The 25,330-nt window shown below is 46.0% G+C and carries 19 protein-coding genes and 2 pseudogenes; 12 read left to right on the plus strand and 9 right to left on the minus strand.

The features are described from left to right. Window positions 1–2 precede the first annotated feature (2 nt). Window positions 3–815: an alpha/beta fold hydrolase gene (locus I1H34_RS01275; RefSeq protein ID WP_249369687.1), complete on the minus strand. Its 813-nt coding sequence runs from the start codon at window positions 813–815 to the stop codon at window positions 3–5. Between the two features lie 1,510 nt (window positions 816–2,325). Here I1H34_RS01275 and I1H34_RS01280 point away from each other — a divergent pair. Further along, window positions 2,326–3,021 carry a hypothetical protein gene (locus I1H34_RS01280; protein ID WP_249369689.1) on the plus strand — a complete coding sequence of 232 codons (696 nt, stop codon included), beginning with the start codon at window positions 2,326–2,328 and terminating at the stop codon, window positions 3,019–3,021. 32 nt (window positions 3,022–3,053) lie between these two features. Here I1H34_RS01280 and I1H34_RS01285 read toward each other — a convergent pair. The 4 genes and pseudogenes from I1H34_RS01285 to I1H34_RS01300 form a co-directional block, all read right to left on the minus strand. Next, a pseudogene (locus I1H34_RS01285) lies at window positions 3,054–4,091 on the minus strand (ABC transporter substrate-binding protein). A 52-nt stretch (window positions 4,092–4,143) separates the two neighbouring features. Continuing rightward, window positions 4,144–6,843 carry a TonB-dependent receptor domain-containing protein gene (locus tag I1H34_RS01290; RefSeq protein ID WP_212663986.1) on the minus strand — a complete coding sequence of 900 codons (2,700 nt, stop codon included), beginning with the start codon at window positions 6,841–6,843 and terminating at the stop codon, window positions 4,144–4,146. Between the two features lie 256 nt (window positions 6,844–7,099). Next, entirely contained in the window at window positions 7,100–8,098 is a 999-nt protein-coding gene (locus tag I1H34_RS01295; RefSeq protein WP_249369691.1) for a helix-turn-helix transcriptional regulator, read from the minus strand. Window positions 8,099–8,185: 87 nt separating this feature from the next. Further along, complete coding sequence (locus tag I1H34_RS01300; protein ID WP_212663987.1) at window positions 8,186–9,277, minus strand: sucrase ferredoxin; 1,092 nt, start codon at window positions 9,275–9,277, stop codon at window positions 8,186–8,188. A gap of 473 nt (window positions 9,278–9,750) precedes the next feature. On the opposite strand from I1H34_RS01300, the gene I1H34_RS01305 reads away from it, so the two are divergent. From I1H34_RS01305 to I1H34_RS32905, 3 genes and pseudogenes are all read left to right on the plus strand, one after another. Beyond that, window positions 9,751–10,797 carry a chlorophyll a/b binding light-harvesting protein gene (locus I1H34_RS01305; RefSeq protein WP_212663988.1) on the plus strand — a complete coding sequence of 349 codons (1,047 nt, stop codon included), beginning with the start codon at window positions 9,751–9,753 and terminating at the stop codon, window positions 10,795–10,797. 303 nt (window positions 10,798–11,100) lie between these two features. Next, complete coding sequence (locus I1H34_RS01310) at window positions 11,101–12,132, plus strand: high light inducible protein (RefSeq protein WP_235106894.1); 1,032 nt, start codon at window positions 11,101–11,103, stop codon at window positions 12,130–12,132. A 257-nt stretch (window positions 12,133–12,389) separates the two neighbouring features. Beyond that, window positions 12,390–12,743 (plus strand): annotated as a pseudogene (locus I1H34_RS32905) (hypothetical protein); the annotation flags it as partial. Here the strand turns inward: I1H34_RS32905 and I1H34_RS01315 are convergent. The 3 genes from I1H34_RS01315 to I1H34_RS01325 form a co-directional block, all read right to left on the minus strand. Next, entirely contained in the window at window positions 12,659–13,210 is a 552-nt protein-coding gene (locus tag I1H34_RS01315) for a hypothetical protein (protein WP_249369693.1), read from the minus strand. The pseudogene I1H34_RS32905 and the gene I1H34_RS01315 sit on opposite strands and share 85 nt — an antisense overlap. Window positions 13,211–13,648: 438 nt before the next feature. After that, window positions 13,649–14,047 (minus strand): plastocyanin, encoded by a 399-nt coding sequence (gene petE, locus I1H34_RS01320; RefSeq protein WP_212663991.1) that lies wholly within the window; start codon window positions 14,045–14,047, stop codon window positions 13,649–13,651. A 288-nt stretch (window positions 14,048–14,335) separates the two neighbouring features. Beyond that, window positions 14,336–14,782, minus strand: coding sequence for a hypothetical protein (locus I1H34_RS01325; protein WP_212663992.1), 447 nt, complete (start codon window positions 14,780–14,782; stop codon window positions 14,336–14,338). Between the two features lie 267 nt (window positions 14,783–15,049). Between I1H34_RS01325 and I1H34_RS01330 the strand changes: the two genes are divergently transcribed. From I1H34_RS01330 to I1H34_RS01340, 3 genes are all read left to right on the plus strand, one after another. After that, window positions 15,050–16,090 carry a class I fructose-bisphosphate aldolase gene (locus I1H34_RS01330; protein ID WP_212663993.1) on the plus strand — a complete coding sequence of 347 codons (1,041 nt, stop codon included), beginning with the start codon at window positions 15,050–15,052 and terminating at the stop codon, window positions 16,088–16,090. Window positions 16,091–16,234: 144 nt separating this feature from the next. Continuing rightward, window positions 16,235–16,708: a hypothetical protein gene (locus tag I1H34_RS01335; protein WP_212663994.1), complete on the plus strand. Its 474-nt coding sequence runs from the start codon at window positions 16,235–16,237 to the stop codon at window positions 16,706–16,708. 352 nt (window positions 16,709–17,060) lie between these two features. Then, the gene (locus I1H34_RS01340) at window positions 17,061–17,933 is read left to right on the plus strand and encodes a class I SAM-dependent methyltransferase (protein ID WP_212663995.1); all 873 of its coding nucleotides are present in this window, start codon (window positions 17,061–17,063) and stop codon (window positions 17,931–17,933) included. A gap of 125 nt (window positions 17,934–18,058) precedes the next feature. Here I1H34_RS01340 and I1H34_RS01345 read toward each other — a convergent pair whose 3' ends face one another. Further along, window positions 18,059–18,724: a Fe2+-dependent dioxygenase gene (locus I1H34_RS01345; protein ID WP_212663996.1), complete on the minus strand. Its 666-nt coding sequence runs from the start codon at window positions 18,722–18,724 to the stop codon at window positions 18,059–18,061. Window positions 18,725–19,281: 557 nt separating this feature from the next. Between I1H34_RS01345 and I1H34_RS01350 the strand changes: the two genes are divergently transcribed. From I1H34_RS01350 to I1H34_RS01370, 5 genes are all read left to right on the plus strand, one after another. Beyond that, a complete protein-coding gene (locus I1H34_RS01350; RefSeq protein ID WP_212663997.1) occupies window positions 19,282–21,978 on the plus strand; it encodes a calcium-binding protein in 2,697 nt (898 codons plus the stop codon). Between the two features lie 237 nt (window positions 21,979–22,215). Beyond that, window positions 22,216–22,974, plus strand: a complete 759-nt coding sequence (locus tag I1H34_RS01355) for a class I SAM-dependent methyltransferase (RefSeq protein ID WP_212663998.1) — start codon at window positions 22,216–22,218, stop codon at window positions 22,972–22,974. A 166-nt stretch (window positions 22,975–23,140) separates the two neighbouring features. Then, window positions 23,141–23,887, plus strand: a complete 747-nt coding sequence (locus tag I1H34_RS01360) for a histidine phosphatase family protein (RefSeq protein WP_212663999.1) — start codon at window positions 23,141–23,143, stop codon at window positions 23,885–23,887. A gap of 10 nt (window positions 23,888–23,897) precedes the next feature. Continuing rightward, the gene (locus I1H34_RS01365) at window positions 23,898–24,077 is read left to right on the plus strand and encodes a hypothetical protein (protein WP_212664000.1); all 180 of its coding nucleotides are present in this window, start codon (window positions 23,898–23,900) and stop codon (window positions 24,075–24,077) included. A 150-nt stretch (window positions 24,078–24,227) separates the two neighbouring features. Then, window positions 24,228–25,253 (plus strand): helix-turn-helix transcriptional regulator, encoded by a 1,026-nt coding sequence (locus I1H34_RS01370; protein ID WP_212664001.1) that lies wholly within the window; start codon window positions 24,228–24,230, stop codon window positions 25,251–25,253. Window positions 25,254–25,330: the final 77 nt, after the last annotated feature.

Here is a 25,330-nt window from a genome sequence, read left to right on the forward strand (position 1 = left end):
CTTTAGTCTCCAGGCAGTAGGACAGAATTGTTCATTCCCTTACATAACAGCGTCGTTATGAGCTGTTCCGTGTCGGAGGGTAGGAATGCAGAGGACATTGATGCGACCTGTTGCCAAAATTCTAAAATGATTTGGCTCGTCCGACTGGGATGATCATAATGGAAAAAATGCCGTCCTTGGGGGCAGCTCCATAAACGATCGCCAGTTTTAAGCCAGGGTTGCCATTGTGCATGAGCGTGCGGGTCAACCACAGCATCATGTTCGCCATGACACACGAGTAATGAAGGCTCTACTCCTCCAGGTGCTAACTCATTGCGATGGGCCAAGGAGTGCGGAGCCAATTCAGTATCTAGGATGGTGGCTAAGAGTGATGCCAATGCCATCGTTCGGTCAGTACTCATAGCGCCGAATAGCATGGTCACCATTTGGAATAAAATTGCCTCTCGACTACAGGGTAAAAGCTCCCTCATCTTGTAGTAGTGGGCATGCCAACCTACAGATGGATTCGCCCCAACGGATAGTAAAGTTAACGATTTGACAGCTTGGGGATTGTAGCGAGCATACAGCAACCCCAATGTACCGCTGAGCCCGTGCCCTAACAGATGAATGGGCTGTGATTGATGTTGGATATCCTGGTGGAGTAATGCTAAGGCAGTTTGTATAGAGCAAGGTTCATCCGCCGTTTGATGGTAGCTCCAAAATTTCACATGGGCATATTGCTTGAGCTGTTGGCATAAACTCCAGTCAAATTTTTTGAGGCGGGGGTTAACACATAACCAGAGTGCATCAAAAGTACTCACAAGCTCGGGGTCCATAGACTTAAATCAACAAAAGCATTCTGATGTCAGTAATAATGCCTGTCACACCTGCACCTATCTGAGATCTAGAGTATTGTCAGCGTTTATAAAAAAGGTAGTCTAGAGTTTAGCTTTTACGCTGATGAACAAAGATTATTGATTAATATTCTCAACTACAGTACAACATTTCGGCTGTGAAGGATATTTTGCACCAAAGTTTGGATGGACGGATGAATGCAGGATCTAGATCGTCTAAGCAATGAAAGTCACCATAGGCAATATTCCAGCATTCAGTCATGCCCAGCTGGCTTTGAGTGATATTCCATAAGTAAGCTGACCTTGCCCTTGTAGAGTAGGCTCCATGAGAACCACACCTACTACCTCCAACATAGGTGGTTAATTATCTTTGCCAGCAGCTAAAATGTCCCTCAACCAAAATGGGGTCTAGCAGCTTTGCGGATGAAAAATGACCGCCTTCCAGATTCACATAAGTTTGAAGTGACTAACGTCTGCTGATCTCCAGTCTTTCTAAGGTATTCATGTTAGCTGGGTGGTTTCCTTCAGGCCGAAGACAGAATTATGGAGAGCACTCACAGGCAGGAGAAGCAGAATTGAGTAGTTTGCTTGGAAGATTGCTCGACCTGGTTTTAGGGGTCAAGTTTTAGTCCGGCTGTAAAAAAATGAAAGCAGTTGTGAATGATTCATTGATCCGTAGACTGATTGAATGTTTTCAGGGCTTGATATACCGTCTGATACCAATCTGTGCCTGAAGGTGTAACTCTCAAACTTGTGAAACCCAATACTGAGTTGGCTTAGAAAATAATCAAAATTACACTCTTAGGTGCTAATTGTTATGAGGACTCACACTGGCGAACAATCCTACAGCCAACATCAATCCATCTCAGTGGCACAGGGGACTAGAGCAACTGATGCCCAGCAGGAATAACCGATATTGAAATTATTGATAACGATTATTAGTAATAATGCATAGATGTGCTTATGATTTCTATCTACGAATTAAGAGAAAAGCTTGTTGCAAAAGAATTTTAGGCTTGCCTATGGCTTCATATCTGTATATTACAAAATCAATAACTTATGTCTAATTTCAACGTAATATAAGAAAAATTGTAATTAATTTAGCAAGAGAATGAGTTTTAATACCTCCTGCACGCCCTGGCCATACTTATACAGGTGGCGATGCTAAGACCAACATTAGGAGGATTCAAATTTGACTGCTCTAGCTCTCGACAGTCACAGATTGTCTTTGAATTGTTTCAACAATGTTTTAGCGATGAATCGACTACTTTGAAAGATATAGCTCAGTTTTATTAGAGTAGACTGGCTTATGATAGAGATTAGTGGCTATATATAAGCACTTTTGGGGCAAAATCTTGCTTCAAGAGACTATATCTACAAAATATGCTGAATATTGCCGATACTCTTCCCTCATTGTTGAAGACTCAATGTAGGAGAATACCAAATTAGTAATCCACTCGCTAACGATTCGAAATAATGTAAAACAACAACGATGTCAAATATCTATCGTGGAATTGTTATTCCTGGGGAGACGGGCCTTGCTGGATGTTCTAGCCAATGGTGCTTTGAATCTTTGCAAACTTATTTCCGATGGGGACAACGAGAATTTGGACTTCGGGTTTACTATCCCCATTGGCTTCAGGGGCGACAATACCAAATTGATGTTGTGGACTGGGTGAATCAGTTCTATCCCGTCTATACCTACCAGTATTGTTGCCAAGATGGCAGTGCCCTCACTGACCCTTCTTCATGGACGGGTGATTATCCTGATGTCGATGAAGATGAAAAACTTAAACTCGTCCAGCTCAGGACCTTTACTAAAACCAAACACGGCTTTTACCTGGGAACTGTGAAGGATGCCTATGAACTGCTACAACAAGGCATTACCCACTGTGAACCCTATGACTACGACACTAAGCTATTCCCCCAATCCCGACAGATGAGCAAAGTCTGTTCTATTGGTTCTGATGGAGAACGATGGGCCGCGTTCACTGATCATGGCTTTCAATGGGTTGATATTGGGCACGTCGTCCAAGCCGGCGATCCTGGTACTGACGTTCAAGAATTTCCTACCGTTCTTCAGAAATATACGGAGAAAAACTCTCCCTCTCTCCCCGTTGGCTTTAAGGTGAAAAATGTTTTAGATTCCAAGCGGGTCGCTATCATCATTGCTCGAAGTATGAGTTAATCAACCTGAAAAATAGCATCAATCACAGATGACTATTGAGCAATGTCTATAGAAAATATTTGAGCAATGTCGTCTAAGATCTGGTTTGCCGCCAGAACATTACGGCCTGCTGTCCACACTTCGCTGTTGACTTCATAGATGCTCTTGTTCCTCACAGCCTTCAACTTTGACCATAGTGGATCAGTCACAAAGCTTTGATAGTCAAAGCTGCCTGATATCTGAGGATTATGGATTAAAAAGAGTAGATCGCCATTCATACTAGCCAAATCTTCCCGAGCAATTTGTACGACATACCCATTCGCGTTCTTTTGTTTTGAGGGCCGACCAAACCCTATATCTTTCATTACAGATCCTGAAAAGCTGTTTGCAGTATATAGGCCAATCCGACCTTGACCTGTGGCAACGATTGAAACAAGGGTTTGGTCAATGTCCTCTACCTGCTGTCGGAGGGCTTTGACCCGCTGTTGATAACCTGCCAGGACCTGCTGCCCTTCCGCCTCTTTATTGAGGGCTTGAGCAAACAAACGGAAATTGTCTTGTCATTCTCCGTCTCGGCCGCTCCCTTGGGTTAAAACCGTTGGGGCGATCCGATCTAAGTGTTGGTATATTTTTCCAGAGCTGATCTTACTTCCTAATATCAAATCAGGTTTCAGGCTGAGAATCGTTTCTAAGTTTGGTTGAGTGCCTTCTCCCACGGATGTAATGCCTTGGGTTTGGTCTCCCAAATAGGTGGGGAATTGATTGTAAATCACTGAACCAATCGGTTTTATCCCGAGCGCTAAAGCGGCATCTAAGGCCGCCGTATCCACTGTAATCACGCGCTGAGCTTGTTGGGGAACTTGGCTGATTCCCATGGCATGTTCTACAGATAGAGAGGTGCTTGTAGCCAGGGGAGAACGCTGTTGGGGAAGATTGGGTAACGGATCGGAGGCACAACTCATTAACAGACTGAGGAGCAAGCAGGCAGTAACACTGATCCATAGCATCCGTCGGGGTTTGGGTAAGCGTAACCGACGAATTTCTATGGCAAGACTTGCCGCTAGCACTAGCCATATCAGCAACATGATCATGAACTCCCAATACACTGAAGATCTAAAAAACGGGGTGCGGGCTCACCTTTACCTAAAACTCAAAACTATAGCGAATGCTATAAGTCCGACCTTGGCCGGGAAAGCGTCTTAATTCCTGAATACCCAGACGTTCTTGGGAACTCACAGGCACATATTGGGTATCAAATAAGTTTTGGATGGCGAGCTGTAGCTTTCCAGGTCCTAAGTTCACAGTACTGAAGACATCGAAAACCGTGTAACCCTCTACTTGAAACTGATCGATCGTGTCATTAAAGGCTCGATCTCGTCCCCCCACAAATAAAGCTTGAATCCGATTGCGCCAGCCGGGTAGGGTCTCATTCTCAACATAGACCGTTGCGTGAATGGGCTGGACGTCCAGGGAGCTAAGGGCTGTAAAGATACCATCATCGTCTGGATCTGATTCGCCCTCATTCCAGGTAAAAACGGTCCCTAGGGTCCATGTGTCGCTGGGCTGCCAATCTGCGGTGAATTCAATGCCATAGTTCCGTTGAGGTGCCCGCACAATAGAAGTCAGCCCTACATTGTCAACCACTAGCGAAGAACCTAGAGAAGAGGTACTCAAAAAGCCAGCCAGACTAAGCTTAACCGTATCAAAGTTGGCTTTAACACCCAGCTCATAGCTGTTAACTTTTTGAGGTTCTAGATTGAGGCTGTTAGCCACACTATTGCCAAATCGGGCGAGCCCTAGCGTTACCCCAACACCAGGAATCGAAAATCCTTGGGCAAAGTTTGCATAGATGTTCACTTCCTCCGTTGCTTTAAATACCGCCCCCGCATTGAAGACCACATCATCGGTATTGATCACTCCTCCTTGGATTTGGGCAGGTGGAGCAACTCCAAAATTTGCAAAGGGGCTGGCAGCATAGTCATCGACGGACAAGCGAATATTTTCGTATCGAATTCCGCCAGTGAGGGATAGCTGATCCACAACATCCCAGGTTAGTTGGCTAAACGCACCGATACTGCGTACGGTATAAAACGGGGATTGGGTTGCCGTACCGATCACTCGGGCCTGGCGATTGAGGTCAAAATCTACTGGATCTAGAGAATTGAAAAACTGCTCATTCTCTTCATAGGACAGATCAGCACCCCAGAGGATTTTGAAGCGATCTGTAATGGGTGTATCGAGCTGAAACCGTCCCCCTACTTCTAGGGAATCTAAATTGGTTTGCGTAATGGCAGGCAAGAACGGGGGTGTACCAACGGGAAAGAGATTGCGAATATCACCTGGGATTTGGGTCAAATCAGTTTTGCGAAGGTAAGCCTGGGTCCGTAATTCAGCTCCAAATAAATTTTGATGGCGGTAGGTTAAATTGAGATTTTGAATGGTTTGGGACGGGCTATCATCAAACGTGATCGGCCCTACTCTCAATGCCTCAGCATCTTGCTCTCCTGGGGTTGCCAGAACAATTGGATTGGAAATAAAATCGCTGGCAAAATCGTTCTGAAAGAAGTTGTAGGAGACTTGCAGGCGTTGATCATCTGTAATATCAATACCTGCTTTTGTAAACACGTTAATGGTGTTGTTGTTCGAGGTTAAACCGTCAGGTGGAATACGATCGCCTTCACCATCAAAGATAGCGCCATCTAAATCAAATGCCGCCCCGACTAGAAAATCGAATTTTCCTTGCTTACCTGATAGGCTAGTATCCACTTTGAAGCCAAACCCATTCTCCGATAAGTGTTCAAAATCAGGGCGAAGTGTGAGTCCTAATTGTCCCTGAATGCCTTCCTCTACTGGGGCGCGAGTCAGAATATTGATGACCCCACCCGTTGCACCATCGCCAAAAACAGCGCTGGGTCCTCTAACCACTTCAATCCGCTCAATGACGGATGGATCAATCGCGGATAACTCTGTGTCAAAGGACGCATTCCCTGTTTGGGGGATGCTATCAATCAGGATTTGAGCAGGGCGACCTCTTAAATCCTGTACCCGAGTCCGACCATCCGCTGTTGGCGGTCCAAAGCCAGGTACAAACTTGCCCAGGGTTGAAGTCAGGTCATTGCTCAACAGGGCTTCTTGCTCTAACTGTTCACGGCTAATGATGGTGACGGCACGGGGAACATCTGCCAGGGCCTCCTCCGTTCGAGTAGCTGTGACGACAATTTCTAAATCATCCTCTTCGCTGGAGGGATTCTCCGCAGGTGAAGTTTCGGTAGAGTTTGAAGTCTCGGCTGTTTCCTGGGTGTTGATACTCAATATGAGAGTCTGAGAGTCTGGTTGAATTTGGTGACTTAATTCTGTCTGATCACCAATAACGGTCACCCGTACACGATTGATGTCTATGGGCATAACAGACACTGAGCGTATGCCTGCAATAGGGTTGTTTTCTTCGAAGATTTGCCCAGTGGATAAATTGAGCTGGGCCGCTTCAATATCTGCGATAAATGTTGACCCGCTCCCAGAAGGCGTCACCTGCAAGGCATCACCGTTGGCAACATTTAACACAATATTGACCCCACCTTCAGTTGGGACGAGGGTAATCTGCGTAATCACGGAAATGGGTACGGACTCAGTTTGGGCGATATGGTGATCAGACTTATTTGGGGACGGAGCTATTTGTTCAACCTTATAGCTCCTGCTTGTCCATTGACCCGAGTTTAATTGGGATGAGTCAAGGGTAGTTGATGGAGACTGAGATGCATGGGTAGTAGTAGCCAGAGTCCCTAGAGATGTCCCTATAACACCCACAAAAATATAAATGATATTCAAAGATGGTTTAATACTCATTCCCCACACGGCTGCAGACGACAGATGACAAAGGTGATCCAGGCCCCACGTTCAAGGTTGGGTTCTACTGGGCAGTTATTAAGAATACTTCTCAATATAAATTACTAGAGTGGGATGCCACTTTTGGCAGGATGCTGTCTTGCAAACGGACTTTTTCTGTCTTATAGCAGGACTATTTTGTAGAAAGCAGAAAATAAGAGCGTTGCAGCAGGCGTTGGTATCGGCCCCCTCCAGCTGAGGTGGCCAGCAATTTTCCCTAAGGGCGATAGGTGTTGGGGTTCACCTTAAACTGCTTCGTAAAGGCGGCTACAAAGGCGGTTCGACTGGCATAACCCACAGCATGGGCCGTTTCCGTCACAGTCCATTGACCGGAGGTGAGCAGTTGGCGGGCTTTATCCATGCGGTACTGGTACAAGTAGTTAAAGACAGAGGTGCCAAAGACGTAGCGAAACCCCTGCTTGAGTTTGCGATCGTTGATACCCACTTGACGGGCTAATTCGAGCAGAGATGGAGGATGCAAGTAGTTCTGAATTAAGATGTGACGGGCTTTGTGGATCTGTTCAACATCGGTGGGATGAAGAGAGCTAGGAAGTGCAGACGTGCTGAGGGCTTCCAATTGCAACCCCAGAAGCTCAAGGGCTTTGCCTGCAAGATAAACATTTCTGGCCATTCCTTGAAAGGGACAAGTCACCAGTTGTTCAAGCACTAAGTGCATTCTAGGTGTCGTTGGATTTTTGCAGTACAGGGGATAGGGGGTGTGAATGGGCTGGCTTAAATTCGATGATTGGGCAGCGAGGTGTTGGAGATTGAGTTGTGGAAAATGGTCCAACTCAAAATAGAGTTTTAAGCAATAGATCCGCTGATTTGCATGATATTTCTCAATTTCAGCAGTTTGAGGTAAATGGTATAAATAGTTGTTGCCAGCCTGTTCTGTTTGAGGAGTGGGTAAAGCTTCATTGGTTACAACTGCCTGCCCTGATAGATAAAAACTAGCGGTCAGAGGCATCTGGGGAGAATGGACCTGAATGCGATTGACATGGTTATAGTTCAGTTCAACATCAGCAATATCTAAGATTAGGCCTGGCTGTAAGAGGTGTCGTCGTATATATCCACTGCCAAACTGGACCGGAAGTGCAATACATTGTTCATCCTGAGTGATATGGGGCAGGGTATCGGAGTCACGATTGCTCTGTAGAAAAGCAATAATATCTGCGTTGGTGAGGGTTTTAGGCATACCCATGGTGGCGACATCCATCACTAGGTCTACCCTCCAGTCTAATCTAATAAGAATAATTCCTATCTATCAAAATAAATTTAGAAGGTAGTGCTGCAAATGGAGGCGTTAAGGGTCGCACTGCACGACTTGTGTGACTTCGTATTGCCATTGCTCTTGGAGGGGCATGGATTCATTCGCTTTTGCTGCTGATTTCACTGCCGTTTTGACCCTGCCTTTGGCTGCCAATCGGACCCGATAGCGACTGATTTGTGTGGTCTTGGGCAAGGCAAATTGGAGGTGCACCTCGACCCAATCGGCTTCTTGGGTCCATTGTTCTAACCACATCTGCAACAGTTGAAACGGAATCAACCGCAGTAAAGGATATAAAAACTGCTTTATCCCTTTCAAGCCTTTTTGGGTGGTCCGTCCTGATTTGGGGTAGTCCAACCAAGCCCATCCTTCTCGCTTCCAGATTTCTCCTTCTGCCATCTGTTCAAATTTCTGTAAGCCAGACCAACCCCGATAATAAGGGCGCAGACTAGACACGTCTCCTTGGCGCTCAATGAGGGAGGGCAAAATTGCTGGATCAAGATGTCCCCAAAATTGTCCTGTTGGCAAATCTAGCAAGGTCGGTGCAAACTGATGGCCGCCAAAATGAGTGGCTTGCCAGACTCTGAGAGACTGAGGATGATGACCATAGTCTCGCTTAAGTTGGCGATAAATAGGGGTTCCATACCGGCCACAAGCCAAGTCTACTTGGGTATGGGTACAGACCAATAGCTCCCGAATATCGGTAGTGTCCTGCTGATATTGGTGATAGTGCTTCAAGTTATTAGGTTGTTTCAATAAAGACTGCAGCAACGCCATCGTGAAGTTGAGCCCTTCGGTTTCTGGGATTAAAAATTCCTGCTTGGCATACTGGGCAAACTGAGAACTAGGACGATGGTAGTAGAGCACCCGTGTCCAGCCTGTTTGGGAATAGTCGTGATCAGTTGCGATCGCAATCGGTCTGATCAAAATTCCTCTACGGAAAATCAGTTTCTTGAATAGGGGAATCAAGGGTTTAACTTGAGGATTCTCAACTAAAGAACCGGACCAGGGCTGTTTCATCTCAGTAATCAGCCAATGATCCGTTTTTGCTGCTGTACCCAGAGGATCTACACCATTCGCTTTAGCAATATCCGCACAATAGCGACAGTTCATGAGTGGTTGATCCATAGAAGTATTGTCTAGCAGAGAAAAACGATATCTATTCTCAATAATCTCAGTTTAAGGCGATATATGATTTCTATATTGAGAATCTTTTTAGAAAAATTAGACTGATTTTTTAACGAAAGATATTGAACTGAGGCAAAGTAGAGTTTGATATTTCTATTCTCGATCAATTTTTTCACCCATCACTGATCCATACATTTGCCAGTTACTGCGGGATGTAGTTATCTATCAATGGATTGTCTGAGATAGCCTAATTTAAAGACTTTTAGGCGTTTGAAGTCTGCTTTTGATCTTTGATGAACTGTACGACGAATATGTTTAGTCCAGTATTTATTTGCATGAAAATATAAATAAATATTGAGATGTTGCAGTTTTTCTTCGACTTTCACAACTCATATTTCCACAAAACGCAAGTCCTGATAAATTGAGAATTAGTCTCAATAGAATATGCAAGATTAGTCTGGAGAATAATCTTTATGCAAACCTATGGACAGCCCACAGTTAACTATCCTTGGTATGCGGGAAATGCTCGTTATACAGGGTTTAGTGCCCAGTTCCTAGCTGCGCATATCGGCCAAATTGCGTCGATGTGTTTCTTCGCTGGGACTTTTACTATCTATGAACTGTCTCGCTACGATCCCGATTTGCCGTTATATAGCCAAAACTTTGTTTGTCTACCACAATTAGCTCGCGAAGGGTTTGGGGTAGGGGCTGGCGGGGTAATTGTAGACACTTACATCTACTTCGCCATTGGCATGATTCACCTGTTTGCAGCGGCCGTGTTTGCGTCAGGGGCTTTGTACCATATTGTGACCGGACCTAAGAACTTTGCGGATAGCGAGTTTCCTGGGGTCAAACGGTTTCATTTCGAGTGGGATGATTTTGAAACCCAGGGCAGAATTCTGGGGCATCATCTCATTTTCTTGGGGTTAGGAACCTTTTTGTTTACGGGTTGGGGAGCCACTCATGGCTTCTATGATCCCAGTATTGGAGAGGTCAGAGCAGTCGTACCTGAATTTAATATCGTCAGACTGTTCAAATATGGATGGGCTGTTCCGGGTTTCAATCCGTTCTTTGTCGATAACCTAGAAGATGTGCAGATGGGCCACCTCTTTGTTGGCTTTCTCTATACTCTGGGCGGTGTTTTCCACATTTTGGTTAAACCCTGGCCCTATACGGATCGGCTATATCGCAAAAATGCTGATGCTATCTTGGCCTATGCCTTGGGTGGACTCGCCTTTTTAGGCTTTATTGCCTGTTACTTTACTGCTGTTAACGAAATCACATTTCCGCCGGAGTTCTTTGGTCCTGTCCTAGAGCTAAGGTTTGTATTTGCCCCGTATTTTGCTGACATCATTGATACAGCAAACGGTATGCATACCTCCCGTTTCTGGATTTGCAATTTCCATTTCTATTGGGCTTTCTTTTGCCTTCAAGGCCATCTCTTTCACGCCTTGCGTGGGATGGGCTTCGATTTCCGAGATGTCCCCAAATATTTTGAGCAATTCGCTTCCGAAGTTTAGGCGCGGGGGAATATTTCCCAACGCCTAGCTAGTGCTGCTATAGGAGTCCGTCTTTGCTGGACTCATCGTTGGTCCAGCGTTAGTCAGTCGTTCCAGCTTATCCATCCTGGCGAATTTTTGAGGTGGATAGATCCCTTGCTTGAGGGAGACCTTAGGCTATCTATTGCTTTCATTGCCGGGTGAGCGATATTGGCTGGAACTTTTAGGACAAATTGTTCGAAACACACCAAGGTTTTGATTTTTAGTAACTATTCCCTATCGAGGATTTTATTTATGACAGCATCTTTAACAAGACGCGACAAAATGGACAGGTCCCAGCTCACTGCGGGGACGGCAAGCCTGAGCGGTTATGAAGCGGAATGGTGGGCAGGCAATGTCCGCAACACTGATTTTTCTGGTACGCTTCTGGGTGCTCATTTATGCCATGCAGCTCTAATGAGCTGTGTTCCCGGCGCTTTTATTATTCAAGAGGCTGCTCGCTTTCAACCCGGCATTCCATTGTCGGAGCAAGGTATGGTCTTTATGCCTCACCTGGCGGGTTTAGGTATAGCCGTGGGCTCAGGTGGAGAGGTTCTGAGTACGTATCCCTATTTTGTGATTGGCGTTCTGCACTTCTTTGTGGCGGCATTCTGTTGTGCGGGTGGGCTATTTCACACCATTGCTGGAGAGGCGAATCTAGGAGATTACCCTGAAGGTAGCTGGGCCGCTCAATTCGATTATGATTGGGACGATTTTGAGTCCACCTCCTCTATTTTGGGCCATCACCTGCTTTGCTTAGGGGTTGCTTGTCTATTGTTTGCAGGCAATGCTGCTTATGGGAATGGCTTATATGATCCCTTGGTCGGTGAAGTTCGTCAGATTACTCCCAACCTGAATCCGATTACCTTGCTCGGTTACTTATTCGGATTTGCGAATGGAGAATGGACGATTTTGGGAATGGCGGCGGTTAACAATATGGAAGACCTAGTCGGGGGACATTTCCTGGTTGCCATTGTTGATATTGCAGGGGCTGCCTTTCATATCATTAATAAGAAACCTACGGCCTTTTTCAAAAATCGGCTAATCTTTTCCTTCCCTAATGGAGGTTTGGTGCGCGCTGGTATTTGCAATAGCGAAGCTATTCTGTCTTATAGTGTGGCTTCAGTGGGTTTTATTGCCATCAGTTCTGCCATTTTTACCCAGTATTGCGATATCGCTTTTGCTCCTGAGTTTTACGGCGTTGATCGGTCTGGGGCCGCTTCCATCCAGCTCATTCTGGGAGTGAACTGGATGGTCGTCGGGGGGCTATGGCATAGCCTGCGTGGCGAAAGGCTTCATGCCCTCAAGAATAAATAGTTCTATAGGCCAGCATTGAGATATAACGTTGTTCGAGTAAGGAATAACCATATCTGATGCTGGTCTATGCATTTTGTCAGTGACTCTTTTCTCTCGCTCGCGCAGCCTTGCTCACAATCTGTGCGAACGAGAGAAGACCTATAGATTTCCACTTTTATTTGTAGCAAGGAGTGCTGTGACTCAGTCAGTTCTTGCTACAAAGTTTTCGTTGAACCGTTATTAATCATTTTTTGAATAGAATAATGCAACTCAATACCCCTTATTTTAAGGACACGGCTGACTTGGCCGATGGTGTATTTAGTTCTCGTGCTTGGTTAGCCAATATTACTTACTATTTGGGCTTTTACTGCCTACAAGGGCACTTATTCCATAGCTTACGAGCGATGGGCGTAAAGTTTGAAGAGATCCCTGAGGCGTGCGCTCTCAACTTTGTCCAACAGCCGTCAATCATTACGGGAGCGGCTCCAACGATTGACGCTGCTTTAGACATAAAAGCAACTTTCCAAGAGGTGCCTGAAGAAGAAGATTATGCAGGGCTGTTTTTGCGCCACCACAGGATGCCATTGAACATTGCTCCAGCGATAAAGAGCATAAATGCCGGAATATTGTAGAAAGGGATGTGCTGTGCTGCAGTCCCAAAGCCAAATGCCAAGGTAAAAATGAGCCAAATATACCAGAGCCCCAGGGTATACAAAATGCTCAGTCTTTTAGGAACATGGGCTTGATATAGATAATCAAAAATTTCGGGTTTCACCAATTCTGTGACTGAGAACAGCACCATAATGATCCAGAGTGGAGCGGTCACTAGCCATGTTGTCCAAGAGCAAGTTTCCCCTAGTTGGTAGTACAGAACAATTTGGTAGAGATGGATGAGGTGAGATAGGGTCAGGGCTAGCCATAGATAGCTGCGATTGCTTTTGAGCCATTTCCCTAGTTCATCCGTTGTGGCTGTGAGGGGCTGGGTTACAAACACTAGCAAAAATGGAATAGCGGTTGTTAATGAACTCAACCTTAGAGCAGTGAGAATGTTTTCGCTGGTTATCTTGGGATAAAGGGCCAAACCTGATGCAAGCAGCATAAATACTGTCGAGATTAAAACACCAGTCCAGCCTAAGGATGACTGTTTGTGGGTTCTCATAGCCTGGAATTTAGATAAAATCGACCGATAGTTTTGTTTAAGTGATGATATTGGCTTTTGAAAGCTCTATTGTATCGTTTTTCTCTTTTTATATCTAAAAATCTGCTGATTAAGTTCTAGTCAACGGGTTGAGAGTATGGGAGATCTGTGGTGGGTTGCGAGGGTCTCCGACTGGCCTTTGGCCATCGCACAATTGATACCCTCCAGTTGCTATCGTTCTGCAGCAGTCGCAAATTTAGCTATAAATCATCGAATTCGCGGTTGAAAAGAATACCCGCAGAATCTTACTGAGAAGATTCTGCGGGTACAAGCTTTTGAATAGGGAAAGAGCGTTGAAACCGTTGAAATGATTCAATAATCACCTGCACGGATGTGAATTTAGCCTTGAACTGTAATAGTGCCAGTCATTCCTGCGCCCCTGTGGGGTTCACAGTAGAAAGAATAGCTGCCTGGAGTGGCATCGGCAGGGAAAGTTACATCAAATCCACCGGACATAGCAAAGGCCTGATGAGACAAAGGACCGACATCACCAGCAGAATTACCCGGATCAAACACCACATTATGGGGAGGTACACCTGCCACTTCGTAATGCACCGTATCTCCTGGAGCAATCGTCACTTCAGTCGGTTCAAACACTAGCATGCCTGTAGAAGAACCCATTTGAATCGTGGATGTTGCAGCAAGAGCAGTTGAGCCTGGCCAAAACCCACCGATTACCAGCAGTACTGCCATTAAGGTGGTCGTTAGACCCAGACGTAAGGGGTTAAGGTAGCGCATTGGTTTTCTCCAAAGCTGAAATAAACAAGTACGACAAGTTGTCATACTTCACAATACCATTGCTGCAGATAATTGAGAATTAGTCTTAATTACTTAAATGGCTGGAGTAGAAAATAGTGATCGAATGCCTGATATAGGCCTGAATTTTTTAACCTGGGTGCCTCCAATGCGGGCGAGGAGCAGGCCACTGGTTGGCAAAGTCAAACTGGGTCTGGCATAGAAGGGCTGATGAACATTCCATTGTCTTGTGGTGAAGGGGCTGTCAGCAGGCATAATTTGAGCCAACGATCAGGGCGACTCATGAGCGTTATCTGACTGTCCAAATAAGGCGTAAACATCTTGAAAAAACTGTTCTAGCTTTTTTCTAGCCAGTAATGTCGGAGGCGATTTACCATCAAAGTCCCAATCATTCGTTGTAGAACAGCATCGCCAATAGGGTTCGGTATGGGTATAGCCCATTGATTCAATACCAATGATGCGAGCGTCGGCAGATTTAGGACTCTCGGAAAAGCGGATTTGGGTCAGGACACAGTGACTATGGCAAGTGGGATGCCAACCTGGAAAATGAAAGCACAGATCAATCGAGTGAGGATCGATCAAGTATCGGAGGGCAGGGTCATGGATCCAGGGACTCAAATCTGGGTGGGCATCCAGAAATTGCTCTTTGAATAGGGAGACAATGCGAGAGATTTTGCTGAGCATCTCATAGGTCTCTGTATGGTCAGTAGCATTCACAGCTCATTTCTCCAGCCAACTAATTTATGAGATTAATTCTCAAGAAATAAAGATCTTTGCCGACAATTTTCACTTCAATTTCATACTGTTAGATTTATATTTTTCGTGTTTTTACAGATATTTCAGCAATATATCAAGGCTTTAGACTACTTCCTGATGGACTCAATGCCTGAAAAGAACCCTTGACAATTCAAATTATTATTGACATTATATATCAATAAGAAAGAGATTTTTTATTTCATCTCAGCCCAATCTAGGAGGTTCGATATGAGTACCTATACCCAAGAATTAAGGGCCACTGCAAAAGCTTTGGTGGCAAGAGGTAAGGGCATCTTGGCAATTGATGAGAGTAATGGCACTTGTAATAAGCGATTTGCTCAGCTAAGCATTCCTACGACCGAAGAAAATCGGAGAGCTTATCGGGAGTTAATCCTAACAACACCTCGACTTTCTACTTACATCAGTGGTCCCATTTTGTTTGATGAGACCATTCGACAGACGACTAGAAACGGTAAATCATTTGTACAAGTGATTACTGAAGCTGGCATGATTCCTGGGATTAAAGTAGATACCGGGGCCAAAGATTTAGCAGCTCGCCCTGGTGAAAAAGTAACGGAAGGATTAGATGGCCTGCGAGATCGCATTGCTGAGTACTACGGTATGGGGGCTCGTTTTGCTAAATGGCGGGGTGTGATCACTATTGATAATGGCATTCCCAGTCAAGCCTGCATTGATGTGAATGCGCAGGCTTTGGCCCGATATGCTGCCCTCTGTCAAGAAGGGGGTTTAGTTCCCATCGTCGAGCCAGAAGTCTTAATTGACGGTGACCATACCTTAGAACAGTGTTATCAGGTCACAGATCGCACCCTCCATACCGTGTTTGGTCAGCTCTATGATCAAGGGATTGCTTTTGATCAAATGATTCTGAAGCCCAGCATGGTGGTTGCGGGCAAAGATTGTCCCCAACAGCCCAGTGTGGACGAGGTTGCAGAGGCAACGATTAATTGTCTTCGTAAAAATGTGCCTGCTTCGGTTGCAGGAGTGGCCTTTTTGTCGGGTGGCCAAAGTGCTGAACGATCTGCTGCCCATCTCAATGTTATGAATGCCCGGTATGCAGAGATTTGTCCATGGCCGGTCACGTTTTCCTATGCGAGAGCGATCCAGCAGCCGGCATTGGAACATTGGCGAGGTGAGAGTCAGCGCGTAACCGAAGCTCAACAGCGGCTGTTGCATCGTGCCAAATGTAATAGTGCTGCCCGATTGGGTGAATATAGCTCTGAAGTTGAGCGAGAGCTGGCTCTCGTCTAAATCGTCCTCTTTTTGCGCAGATCAGATTCTGAACACAGTCTACGTTCCCTGGGGAGTTACCGCATTTCCCAGGGATTTTCTTCTATATCAATGACCTGCGAAAGACTCAATACACCGTTTCACCTTTTATGTTGAGAAGTTACCATGACCCATATTATCAATACGATTTTTGGATTTCTGGGGGGCACCATTTTAGCGGTTGAAGGTGGCTATAAAGTATTGCCCCAAACGGCATCTGCAAGAATCTTTGGTCGCCTTGCAGATGCGAAATGGTTTTTGGCACTTCAGTGGTGTGACAAATGGTCAACTCCAGCCGGGATTTTGACGAATGTCAGCCAAATTCCATTTCATAATGAACAAGCCCTAACCTTGGGGGCAGATGTGTTTATTCCACTGGACTATCGATCGGCTATTTTTAAACTCTGTTTGCCTTTGGCCCCGTTAGAAACTGCTCGGTACAATCTGCCAGTGGAGTATAGTACGGCCTGTCGTACCCTCGAAATTCAAGGCATTGAAATTGACCCTCGCTATGGCAAGGTGGCCTTGGTCCGAGAGTGTAGTGGGAAAGGTTCTGCAGTTGCGATGGCCGAAGGCCGGTCGGAGACCATCGCAGTTTAGTCTACACACCCCTAAAGTCATGTGTCGGCAGAATAAGACTTCTGGAATCACTCTGATTGAGAGATACGTGAGTGCGATCGCAACCGCACTTTTTGGCATCATCATCTTCAGTCAGGTGAAGCATGGAGAAATAAGTCAGAATCAGTGTCCATACATTCCGAGTTCAGCTTCAAGTGTCTGAGCATTTATTTGAAAAGCGGTCATAGAAGCGGAAAAGTCAACAGTTTTTCATCACGAATTTAGCAGCTTTAGAGCATTGCCCATCAGGGTATAGGTCAGCCGTCTACTACTTTCTTCAATACCTTTTCTCGTTTCTTTCCATGGACTAGAGGCACCCAAACTGGAGGTTCATATGCCATCTACCCAGTCTGTTAGAGCAACACAACTCAGAGGCGTTCCTGAGACTTTAATGATTACTCTTTATGCTCGCGCCATTGAAAATCAGCAGACAAACTCTATCCTTCACGATGCCAAGGCAGTAGAAATTATCCAGCAGCTCGATTACGACTTTTCCAAGTTTAAGCAAGGGTGGTCTTCGCAATTAGCATGCGTGATCCGAGCAGGACAGATGGATCGAATGGTTCAGAATTTTATCAAGACTCATCCCTATGCAGTGATTGTCAATTTGGGGGCTGGCTTATGTACCCGGTTCTCACGGTTGCAAACGGCCCATGTCCATTGGTATGACGTTGATTTTCCCGAGGTCATTGATCTGCGACGACAGGTATTTGAAGCTTGTGATAGCTGTAGCCAAGACGGAAGTGATAACAACCATTTAATCGCTAAATCCATCTTGGACTTTTCCTGGATGGATGAGATTGATCGTGAGTCTAAACAACCAATGATGATCATCTATGAGGGGGTTGCCATGTATCTCACAGCAGCGGAAAATCAAGCCCTCTTACAGCACATTCAAACCCGATTCGGCTCCATTGAAGTTTTATTCGATGTCATTAGTCAACGGGTTGCCCGCAGTACTTCAACCCATGACACAGTGTCCAAAACCAGTGCTGGATTTAAATGGGGAATCAACCAATCCCTAGATCTAGAACGTTGGGGTCCAGGCTTTATCCTCAAGCGGGAAGAGTTTTATCTGCAGCACTTTTTGGATGATCTACAGCGATTGCCAACGACTTGGCGATTGATTAGCCAAATATTGCCATCATTGCCAATCATGCTGTTCAAGAATTCAGGACGAATAGTCGGTCTCCAAGTTGGGCTTTAGGAACCCCATTAGACGGGCAACAACATACTGTCCCAAGACTTCAATATTTTTGGCATCCGTCCTGCAGTGATCACACAGCACTACGGCCCAGAGTTCTTTTGAAGGAACAAGAGCACAATGGAGTATCAATCAGTCCATCGCCGTAATAAGTTGGTGTAGCTTTTTGTAATCCAGTTAAACTCTGTGTTTTTACCATCCTTCGCGAAAATAGATCGTCGAGCTTGATCCAGGTCAAACAATATTTCTCGTTTTGCGGGATCACGCACTAAACTTTGAACCCAGGCCACAGCAACCAACCTGACTCCGCTTTTGACTGGATTAATTCGATGCAGCGTAGAGGAAGGATAGATGATGACTGAACCCGCTTCCAATTTGATTAGTCGATTTTGACTGACCTCTTCAATCACCAGTTCACCCCCTTCGTAGTCTGAAGGTGAGTTTAAAAATAGGGTTAAAGAGACATCAGAACGGAGAGAATTTCCACTCATTAACGCGTTATCTACATGGGCCCCATAAGACATACCAGCCTCATATCGGCTAATCAGAATGGAATGTATCGCTTTAGGCTTAACTGCTGACTGAAAGGTCAGGTTATCTTTTAACGTTACTTTGATCTTCTCTTTAATGTCCTGCGCATACTCTGCTTTTGTACTGAGCTGCGTATTTTGCTTAACATGCTTTGCTGCCCAGCCAGCCGTCTTCTTGCCGTCGATAAAATCTTCTGGCTTCAAGGGGGAGACGATTGTATCTAACTCCTCTGATGAGAGCAGGTTGGGAATAGATAAGAGCATTCCAGGATTCAAAAATGATGGGTTGTCTAAATAGCTTTATTGCGAATGAGCGCTTTAGCACTACTCATTCGCCAATGAGCTTGTGGGCACATGACTTTATATCTGTAGACCTGCAGAAAATTATATACAGAAATCCGACCTAGATGAAAATTACTTTCAATAAATTTAAAGTGCAGGTAGTAACCCTTGAAAACTACTCAGATCAGTACGTTAAGCAATCATGGACAGCATCATTTTTGCGTAAGGGTGAAGAAAATACTCTTGATATACCTGATATAAGTATTGTTTTTGATTAATGAGAATATTGTTATTTATTCAAACTTAGCTTAACTCCAGCTCAATATAAGTTTGTATCCTGAAACTATCGTTAAATATGAATTACAAGCTATTGATTCTAAATATATGCTCTATTTTATTTGAGAAGAAGATTCTTTAAAGATATATATAAAGGCTACAGCTGAATGTATTCTCAATAAGCTTGAATGACTTATGCGATTTCATTGGTATTTCAGCATTATCGATTGACTATTGAATATTAAATTTGGAGTGTTATAACGATGTCTACCCAGAACCCTGCAGAAATCGCTGAAAAACTTTTTGAGGAACTTGTTTCCAGCCTAAATCTAGAGAATTTGATTGAAGGCACCTCTGATGATGATATTTTGCCGGGTTCATTTGGTGATGACATCATTGTCGGATTGAGTGGTGATGATAGGATCCTTGGCCGTGCAGGTAATGACCTTCTAATTGGGGATAAACCACCTGGTGAATCCGGCGAGTCTAGTGAATCTGGCGAATCTGGCGAATCCGGTGAATCTGGTGAGTCTGGAGAATCTGGTGAAGGTACTACTAACGACTTTATCGATGGTGGTTCTGGGAACGACACTATTTTGGGTGGAGATGGAGATGACACCCTAAAAGGCGGTTCTGGTGATGACTTCATCATTGGAGGGAATGGCATTGATGAAATCTACGGTGGTGCAGGGAACGACACCATTGTGGGTGGAATCCCTGGTGAAAGTAGCTCAGCCGGAGAATCTGGCGAATCTGGAGAATCTGGCGAATCTGGCGAGTCCGGTGAATCTGGAGAGTCCGGTGAATCTGGAGAGTCTGGAGAAATAGGCTTTGCTGACATCATTGATGCTGGAGCCGGAGACGATGTGATTGATGCCGGAGAAGGAGCTAATACCATCGATGGTGGTAGTGGCGATGACATTATTGATGCAGGTCATCAGGGTGATTTAGTCTTCGCAGGCAGTGGCAATGACTTCGTTAATGGTGGCGAAGGCGGTGAAGATGGTGCTGATACGATTTCTGGTGGTCAAGGAGATGACACCGTTTTCGGTGGTCAAGACGATGATGTCATTCGTGGTGGTAGTGGTAATGATGTTCTGACAGGCGGAGAATCTGGAGAGTCCGGCGAATCTGGAGAATCTGGAGAATCTGGCGAGTCTGGTGAGTCTGGAGAATCTGGCGAGTCTGGTGAGTCTGGAGAATCTGGCGAGTCCGGCGAATCTGGCGAGTCCGGCGAATCTGGAGAATCTGGAGAGTCCGGTGAGTCTGGCGAGTCCGGTGAGTCTGGAGAAGGTACTGCTGATGGAAATGACTTCATTGATGGTGGTTCTGGGAACGACACTATTTTGGGTGGAGATGGAGATGACACCCTAAAAGGCGGTTCTGGTGATGACTTCATCATTGGAGGGAATGGCATTGATGAAATCTACGGTGGTGCAGGGAACGACACCATTGTGGGTGGAATCTCTGGTGAAAGTAGCTCAGCCGGAGAGTCTGGAGAATCTGGAGAGTCCGGCGAATCCGGTGAGTCTGGAGAGTCTGAAGAGTCTGGTGAGTCTGGCGAATCGGGCGAATCGGGCGAGTCTGGTGAAGGCGGTGAAGTAGGCTTTGCTGACATCATTGATGCTGGGGCCGGTGATGATGTGATTGATGCTGGTGAAGGAGCTAATACCATCGATGGTGGTAGTGGCGATGACATTATTGACGCAGGTCATCAAGGTGATTTAGTCTTCGCAGGTACTGGCAATGACTTCGTCAACGGTGGTGAAGGTGGTGAAGATGGAGCTGACACAATTTCTGGTGGTCAAGGAGATGACACTGTTTTCGGTGGTCAAGACGATGATGTCATTCGTGGTGGTAGTGGTAATGATGTTCTGACAGGCGGAGAATCTGGCGAGTCTGGAGAGTCTGGAGAATCTGGAGAGTCTGGTGAATCTGGAGAGTCTGGTGAATCTGGAGAGTCTGGTGAATCTGGCGAGTCCGGTGAGTCTGGAGAAGGTACTGCTGATGGAAATGACTTCATTGATGGTGGTTCTGGGAACGACACTATTTCGGGTGGTGATGGAGATGACACCCTAAAAGGCGGTTCTGGTGATGACTTCATCATTGGAGGGAATGGCATTGATGAAATCTACGGTGGTGCAGGGAACGACACCATTGTGGGTGGAATACCTGGTGAAAGTAGCTCAGCCGGAGAATCTGGCGAATCTGGAGAATCTGGCGAATCTGGAGAATCTGGCGAATCGGGCGAGTCTGGAGAATCGGGCGAGTCTGGAGAATCTGGAGAAGGCGGTGAAGTAGGCTTTGCTGACATCATTGATGCTGGAGCCGGTGATGATGTGATTGATGCTGGTGAAGGGGCCAATACCATTTATGGCGGTAGTGGCAATGACATTATTGATGCAGGTCATCAAGGTGATTTGGTCTTCGCAGGCACTGGCAATGACTTCGTCAACGGTGGTGAAGGTGGCGAAGATGGAGCTGACACAATTTTTGGCGGTCGAGGAGATGACACCATTTTGGGTGGCATTGGAGACGACTCCCTGAATGGTGGTCGAGGCAGCGATATCCTCACAGGACAAGCAGGAGATGACATTTTGGTTGGTGGGCGTGGGCCTGACACCTTTGTTTTCGATACAGGTGATGCATTTGCGATTGAAGACCTAGGGACTGATACCATTATGGATTTCTCAGGCTCAGACAAGCTTGCACTGGGGCTTAGCACTTTTACAGCGTTAACTAGTGAAGCAGGAGCAGGCTTTAGTGTGGGTACTGAATTTGAGATTGTTGACAGCGATAGTGATGCTGCCTTAAGCGCTGCCATCATCGTTTATAGTTCTCAGTCTGGGAGCTTGTTCTATAACGAGAACGGTAATGCTGAAGGTCTCGGTTCTGGTGATGCGTTTGCCACTCTTAGTGGTACTCCATCTCTGTCCACAGACAACTTTGAACTGATATAAGCAACCTCTCATTTATGGGTGAGTTAACTCACTCAGTTTCTTCAGCACCTTTCCCTTGACGGAAAGGTGCTGAAGACTACTAAGACCTGTTGATAGCAAACGTTAAGTTAATGATGAAACCATCAGACATTATCCATGTCATTATTTCGGATTTATCAGATTTTTAGCGGATAATACTCCAATAAATGGGTTTATAATCCACTATCCGTCTTATTAATAGTTCTGTGGGCAGAATGCATGAACAAGAATTCTGACGAAACACAGTTGTTTTGGAATCGTGTTGCCGCCGACTGGGATAGGCAAGTGGGTGATGATGGGGATGGCAATCGCATCCTCAATTCCGACCCTGTTCTCTGGCAGTTTGCAGGCGATGTGTCTGGTGCCTCGATTCTCGACGCGGGTTGTGGAACGGGCTATCTTTCACGCAAACTGCATGAATGTGGTGCCCGTGTTGTGGGTATCGACTTTTCAGAAGAGATGCTCCGGATTGCCCGCTCGAAGGCGGCCCACATCGACTTCCGCATGGACTCCTGTTCGACACTACATACAGTGGCTGATGGATCGTTTGATATCGTCATTTCGAACTATGTCTTGATGGATACCCCGGACCTTACCGAAACTGTGGAAGCTTTTTTCCGAGTGCTGCAGCCCGGAGGGCATGTGGTGGTTGTTTTCTCCCATCCCTGCTTTCCTCAAGAGTACGTCACAGCGACAGATAATGACGTCGCCGTTACCTACCAGTGGAATTTTCCATATTTCCAGCAGCAGAAGTGTATTGAACCGCCTTGGGGGCACTTCACGTCAGAATTCATCTGGTTTCATCGGCCACTTTCCGATTACTGGAAAGCATTCCGAAAAGCGGGGTTTGAAGTCGTGGATTTCGAAGAGCCTAGGTTATCAGAGGAGCGATACCATCTGGCCAAAAATCAGAGGCAACTGAACAATGGCAAGCACCGGCCTTATTCTGTGGCGTTCAAACTGAAGAAGAGAAGGTAGCAGAACAAATCACTGCAGCAAATATCCTGGCGTTGGCCGCTGAGCTTAAGCATTTTTCGTACCTTAAAACTTATAAGCGGTCTTCATTCATCAGTTTCTTTTAATTTAAATGATAATATCTCTCATTAAGTGGAGATAAGAATTTCTTGTAAAAATAACCAAACCTATGACACAACCAAACCAAGCCATTAAGCTAATGATGGCCCTTGGGCTAACTGCTACGTTGGCTGCCTGTGGAGGTGAGACTGCAACGAATGGAGATACTACCAGCCCTAACGCCGAGAATTCACCGACCATAGAATCTCCAGAGGGAGGGGAAGAGGGGAAAGAGTATAGCGAAGGCGAACAAGCGAATGCAGATTTTAAGGATAAATTGAGCGGCCCTGAACTCTTGAGTGCGTTGCAAGAGGGGGGACATGTGATCTACTTCCGCCATGCCCAGACTGAGAAAGACTATGCTGACCAAGCGGATCCGAAGATGAAGCTTGATGACTGTGAAACCCAGCGGAAGCTCAATGACGTGGGCATTCAACAGTCCAAAGATATTGGTGCTGCCTTTACTGAGAAGAAGATTCCAGTGGATAAGGTTATTACGAGCGAGTATTGCCGAGCCTGGAAAACGGCAGATCTGGCATTTGGACAGCATGAGAAGAACCCTAAGCTGAACTTCTTGCCCTTTGAAGATTATACGGATGAGCAAGTTGAGGAAATGAAGGCCAATGTGATGCCGTTACTGACGGTTGCTCCAGCAAGCGGCAAAAATACGGTGCTTGTCGGCCATGATGATATTTTTGAGGCTGCGACGGGCATTTATCCTGATCCGCAGGGTATGGCCTATGTGTTGACGCCAGATGGGAATGGCGGTTTTACGCTACAAGCCAACCTATTACCTGATGAGTGGGCAAAACTCTAAACCCATCGGTATGAGGACCACTGTTTTTAGGGGCGATGGTGGTTCTCACGGGTTACTGGATATGCGATCGCACGAATGTCTCGCCCCTCAGTATCGGATTACGCTCAATCTGATGGGGTGGGTATGCCCAATCTTCGCTTCATTTTTCCCTCACCCCCAGCTATGCGATACCTTAAGTCTCAACCTCTGACTCTCTCGGTTTTACAAGCCCATCCGCCTTGAAACAGGGAAGATAGACTGTATCAAGTTTAGTGGCGTATCAGACGGAAATAATAGTTTAGATAAGTGAGAATAAATATCAATTATTATAGGCCCATTCTCCCAGCCGATCACTGACGCCATGCTAACCACCATCAGGGATATAGAGCTACAAACCCTATTTGCAGAAGCCCAACATAACGGGGAATCTATCTTTGAGCAAACAGGCTCTGATCTACTGATCTGCCCGCCGAGTCAGGTCGGCAGTGGACGACATCAGCTCATCCCCCTCCGGGAGGGAGTGATCCTGAAAATTGCAGATGGACGTTTCCACCAGACTACGACGATAGAAAGCCACCGAGGACCTGACGAACCCCTAGTCTCTAAATTTTGTTTGTCCAGCCGCTTTCGAGTGCAGACTCCCCATACAAGCGGTATTCCAGAAGACTATACAGAATCAGCAGGGCATCACTATTTATGTTCTCTGTCTGATGTTATTGAGTTTGAAACCTTCCAGGGAGAAGAGCGATTTCAGGTTGTGGCATTCGAATGGAGCCAGGACTATGTACGGTCTTTTACCTCTACCTCAGACGGCCTGTCTCAACCCTTCCAGATGCTGACTGAGCAGCAGACCCTGCGAAGGTTCCACCAGCCCCTAGGCAAAACAACGCCTGCTATGGCCCAGATTATTCAGCAGGTTTTGGGCTGTCCCTACCAAGGGATGGTCAAGACAATGTATCTGGAGAGTAAGGCATTAGAACTCTTGACCTTGCAGTTGACCACTTGGAGTGAAAACCAGCATCAAACCAAGATGAATCACCTGCTGCCCGATGATCTAGAGCGGATTCAACAGGCCTCCCATGTACTGAACCAGAACCTGAATGCGCCCCCTTCACTGATGGCCTTAGCCCGGCAGGTGGGGCTCAATGATTACAAGCTCAAACTGGGGTTTAGACAACAGTTTGGCACCACTGTTTTTGGGTATTCTCAAGCCAAACGACTCCAACATGCTCGGCAACTGCTGGCCGCACAGGATCTAAGCATTCCGGGAGTGGCTCAATCTGTGGGATATGCTAGCCCCACCTCCTTTACGGCAGCTTTTAAACGACGCTTTGGCCTGAGTCCCAAAGCCTTCCAAATGGCCTGTCGGGGAAAAAATCCTGTTTGAAGAGAAAAGAATCCTGTTTGAAGAGAAAAAGCTGACGATCCGCTCATATTATGCCCACAGACTCATTTATTGAGATC

The sequence above is a fragment of the Acaryochloris marina S15 genome, assembly GCF_018336915.1.
GTDB classification, from domain to species: domain Bacteria; phylum Cyanobacteriota; class Cyanobacteriia; order Thermosynechococcales; family Thermosynechococcaceae; genus Acaryochloris; species Acaryochloris marina_A.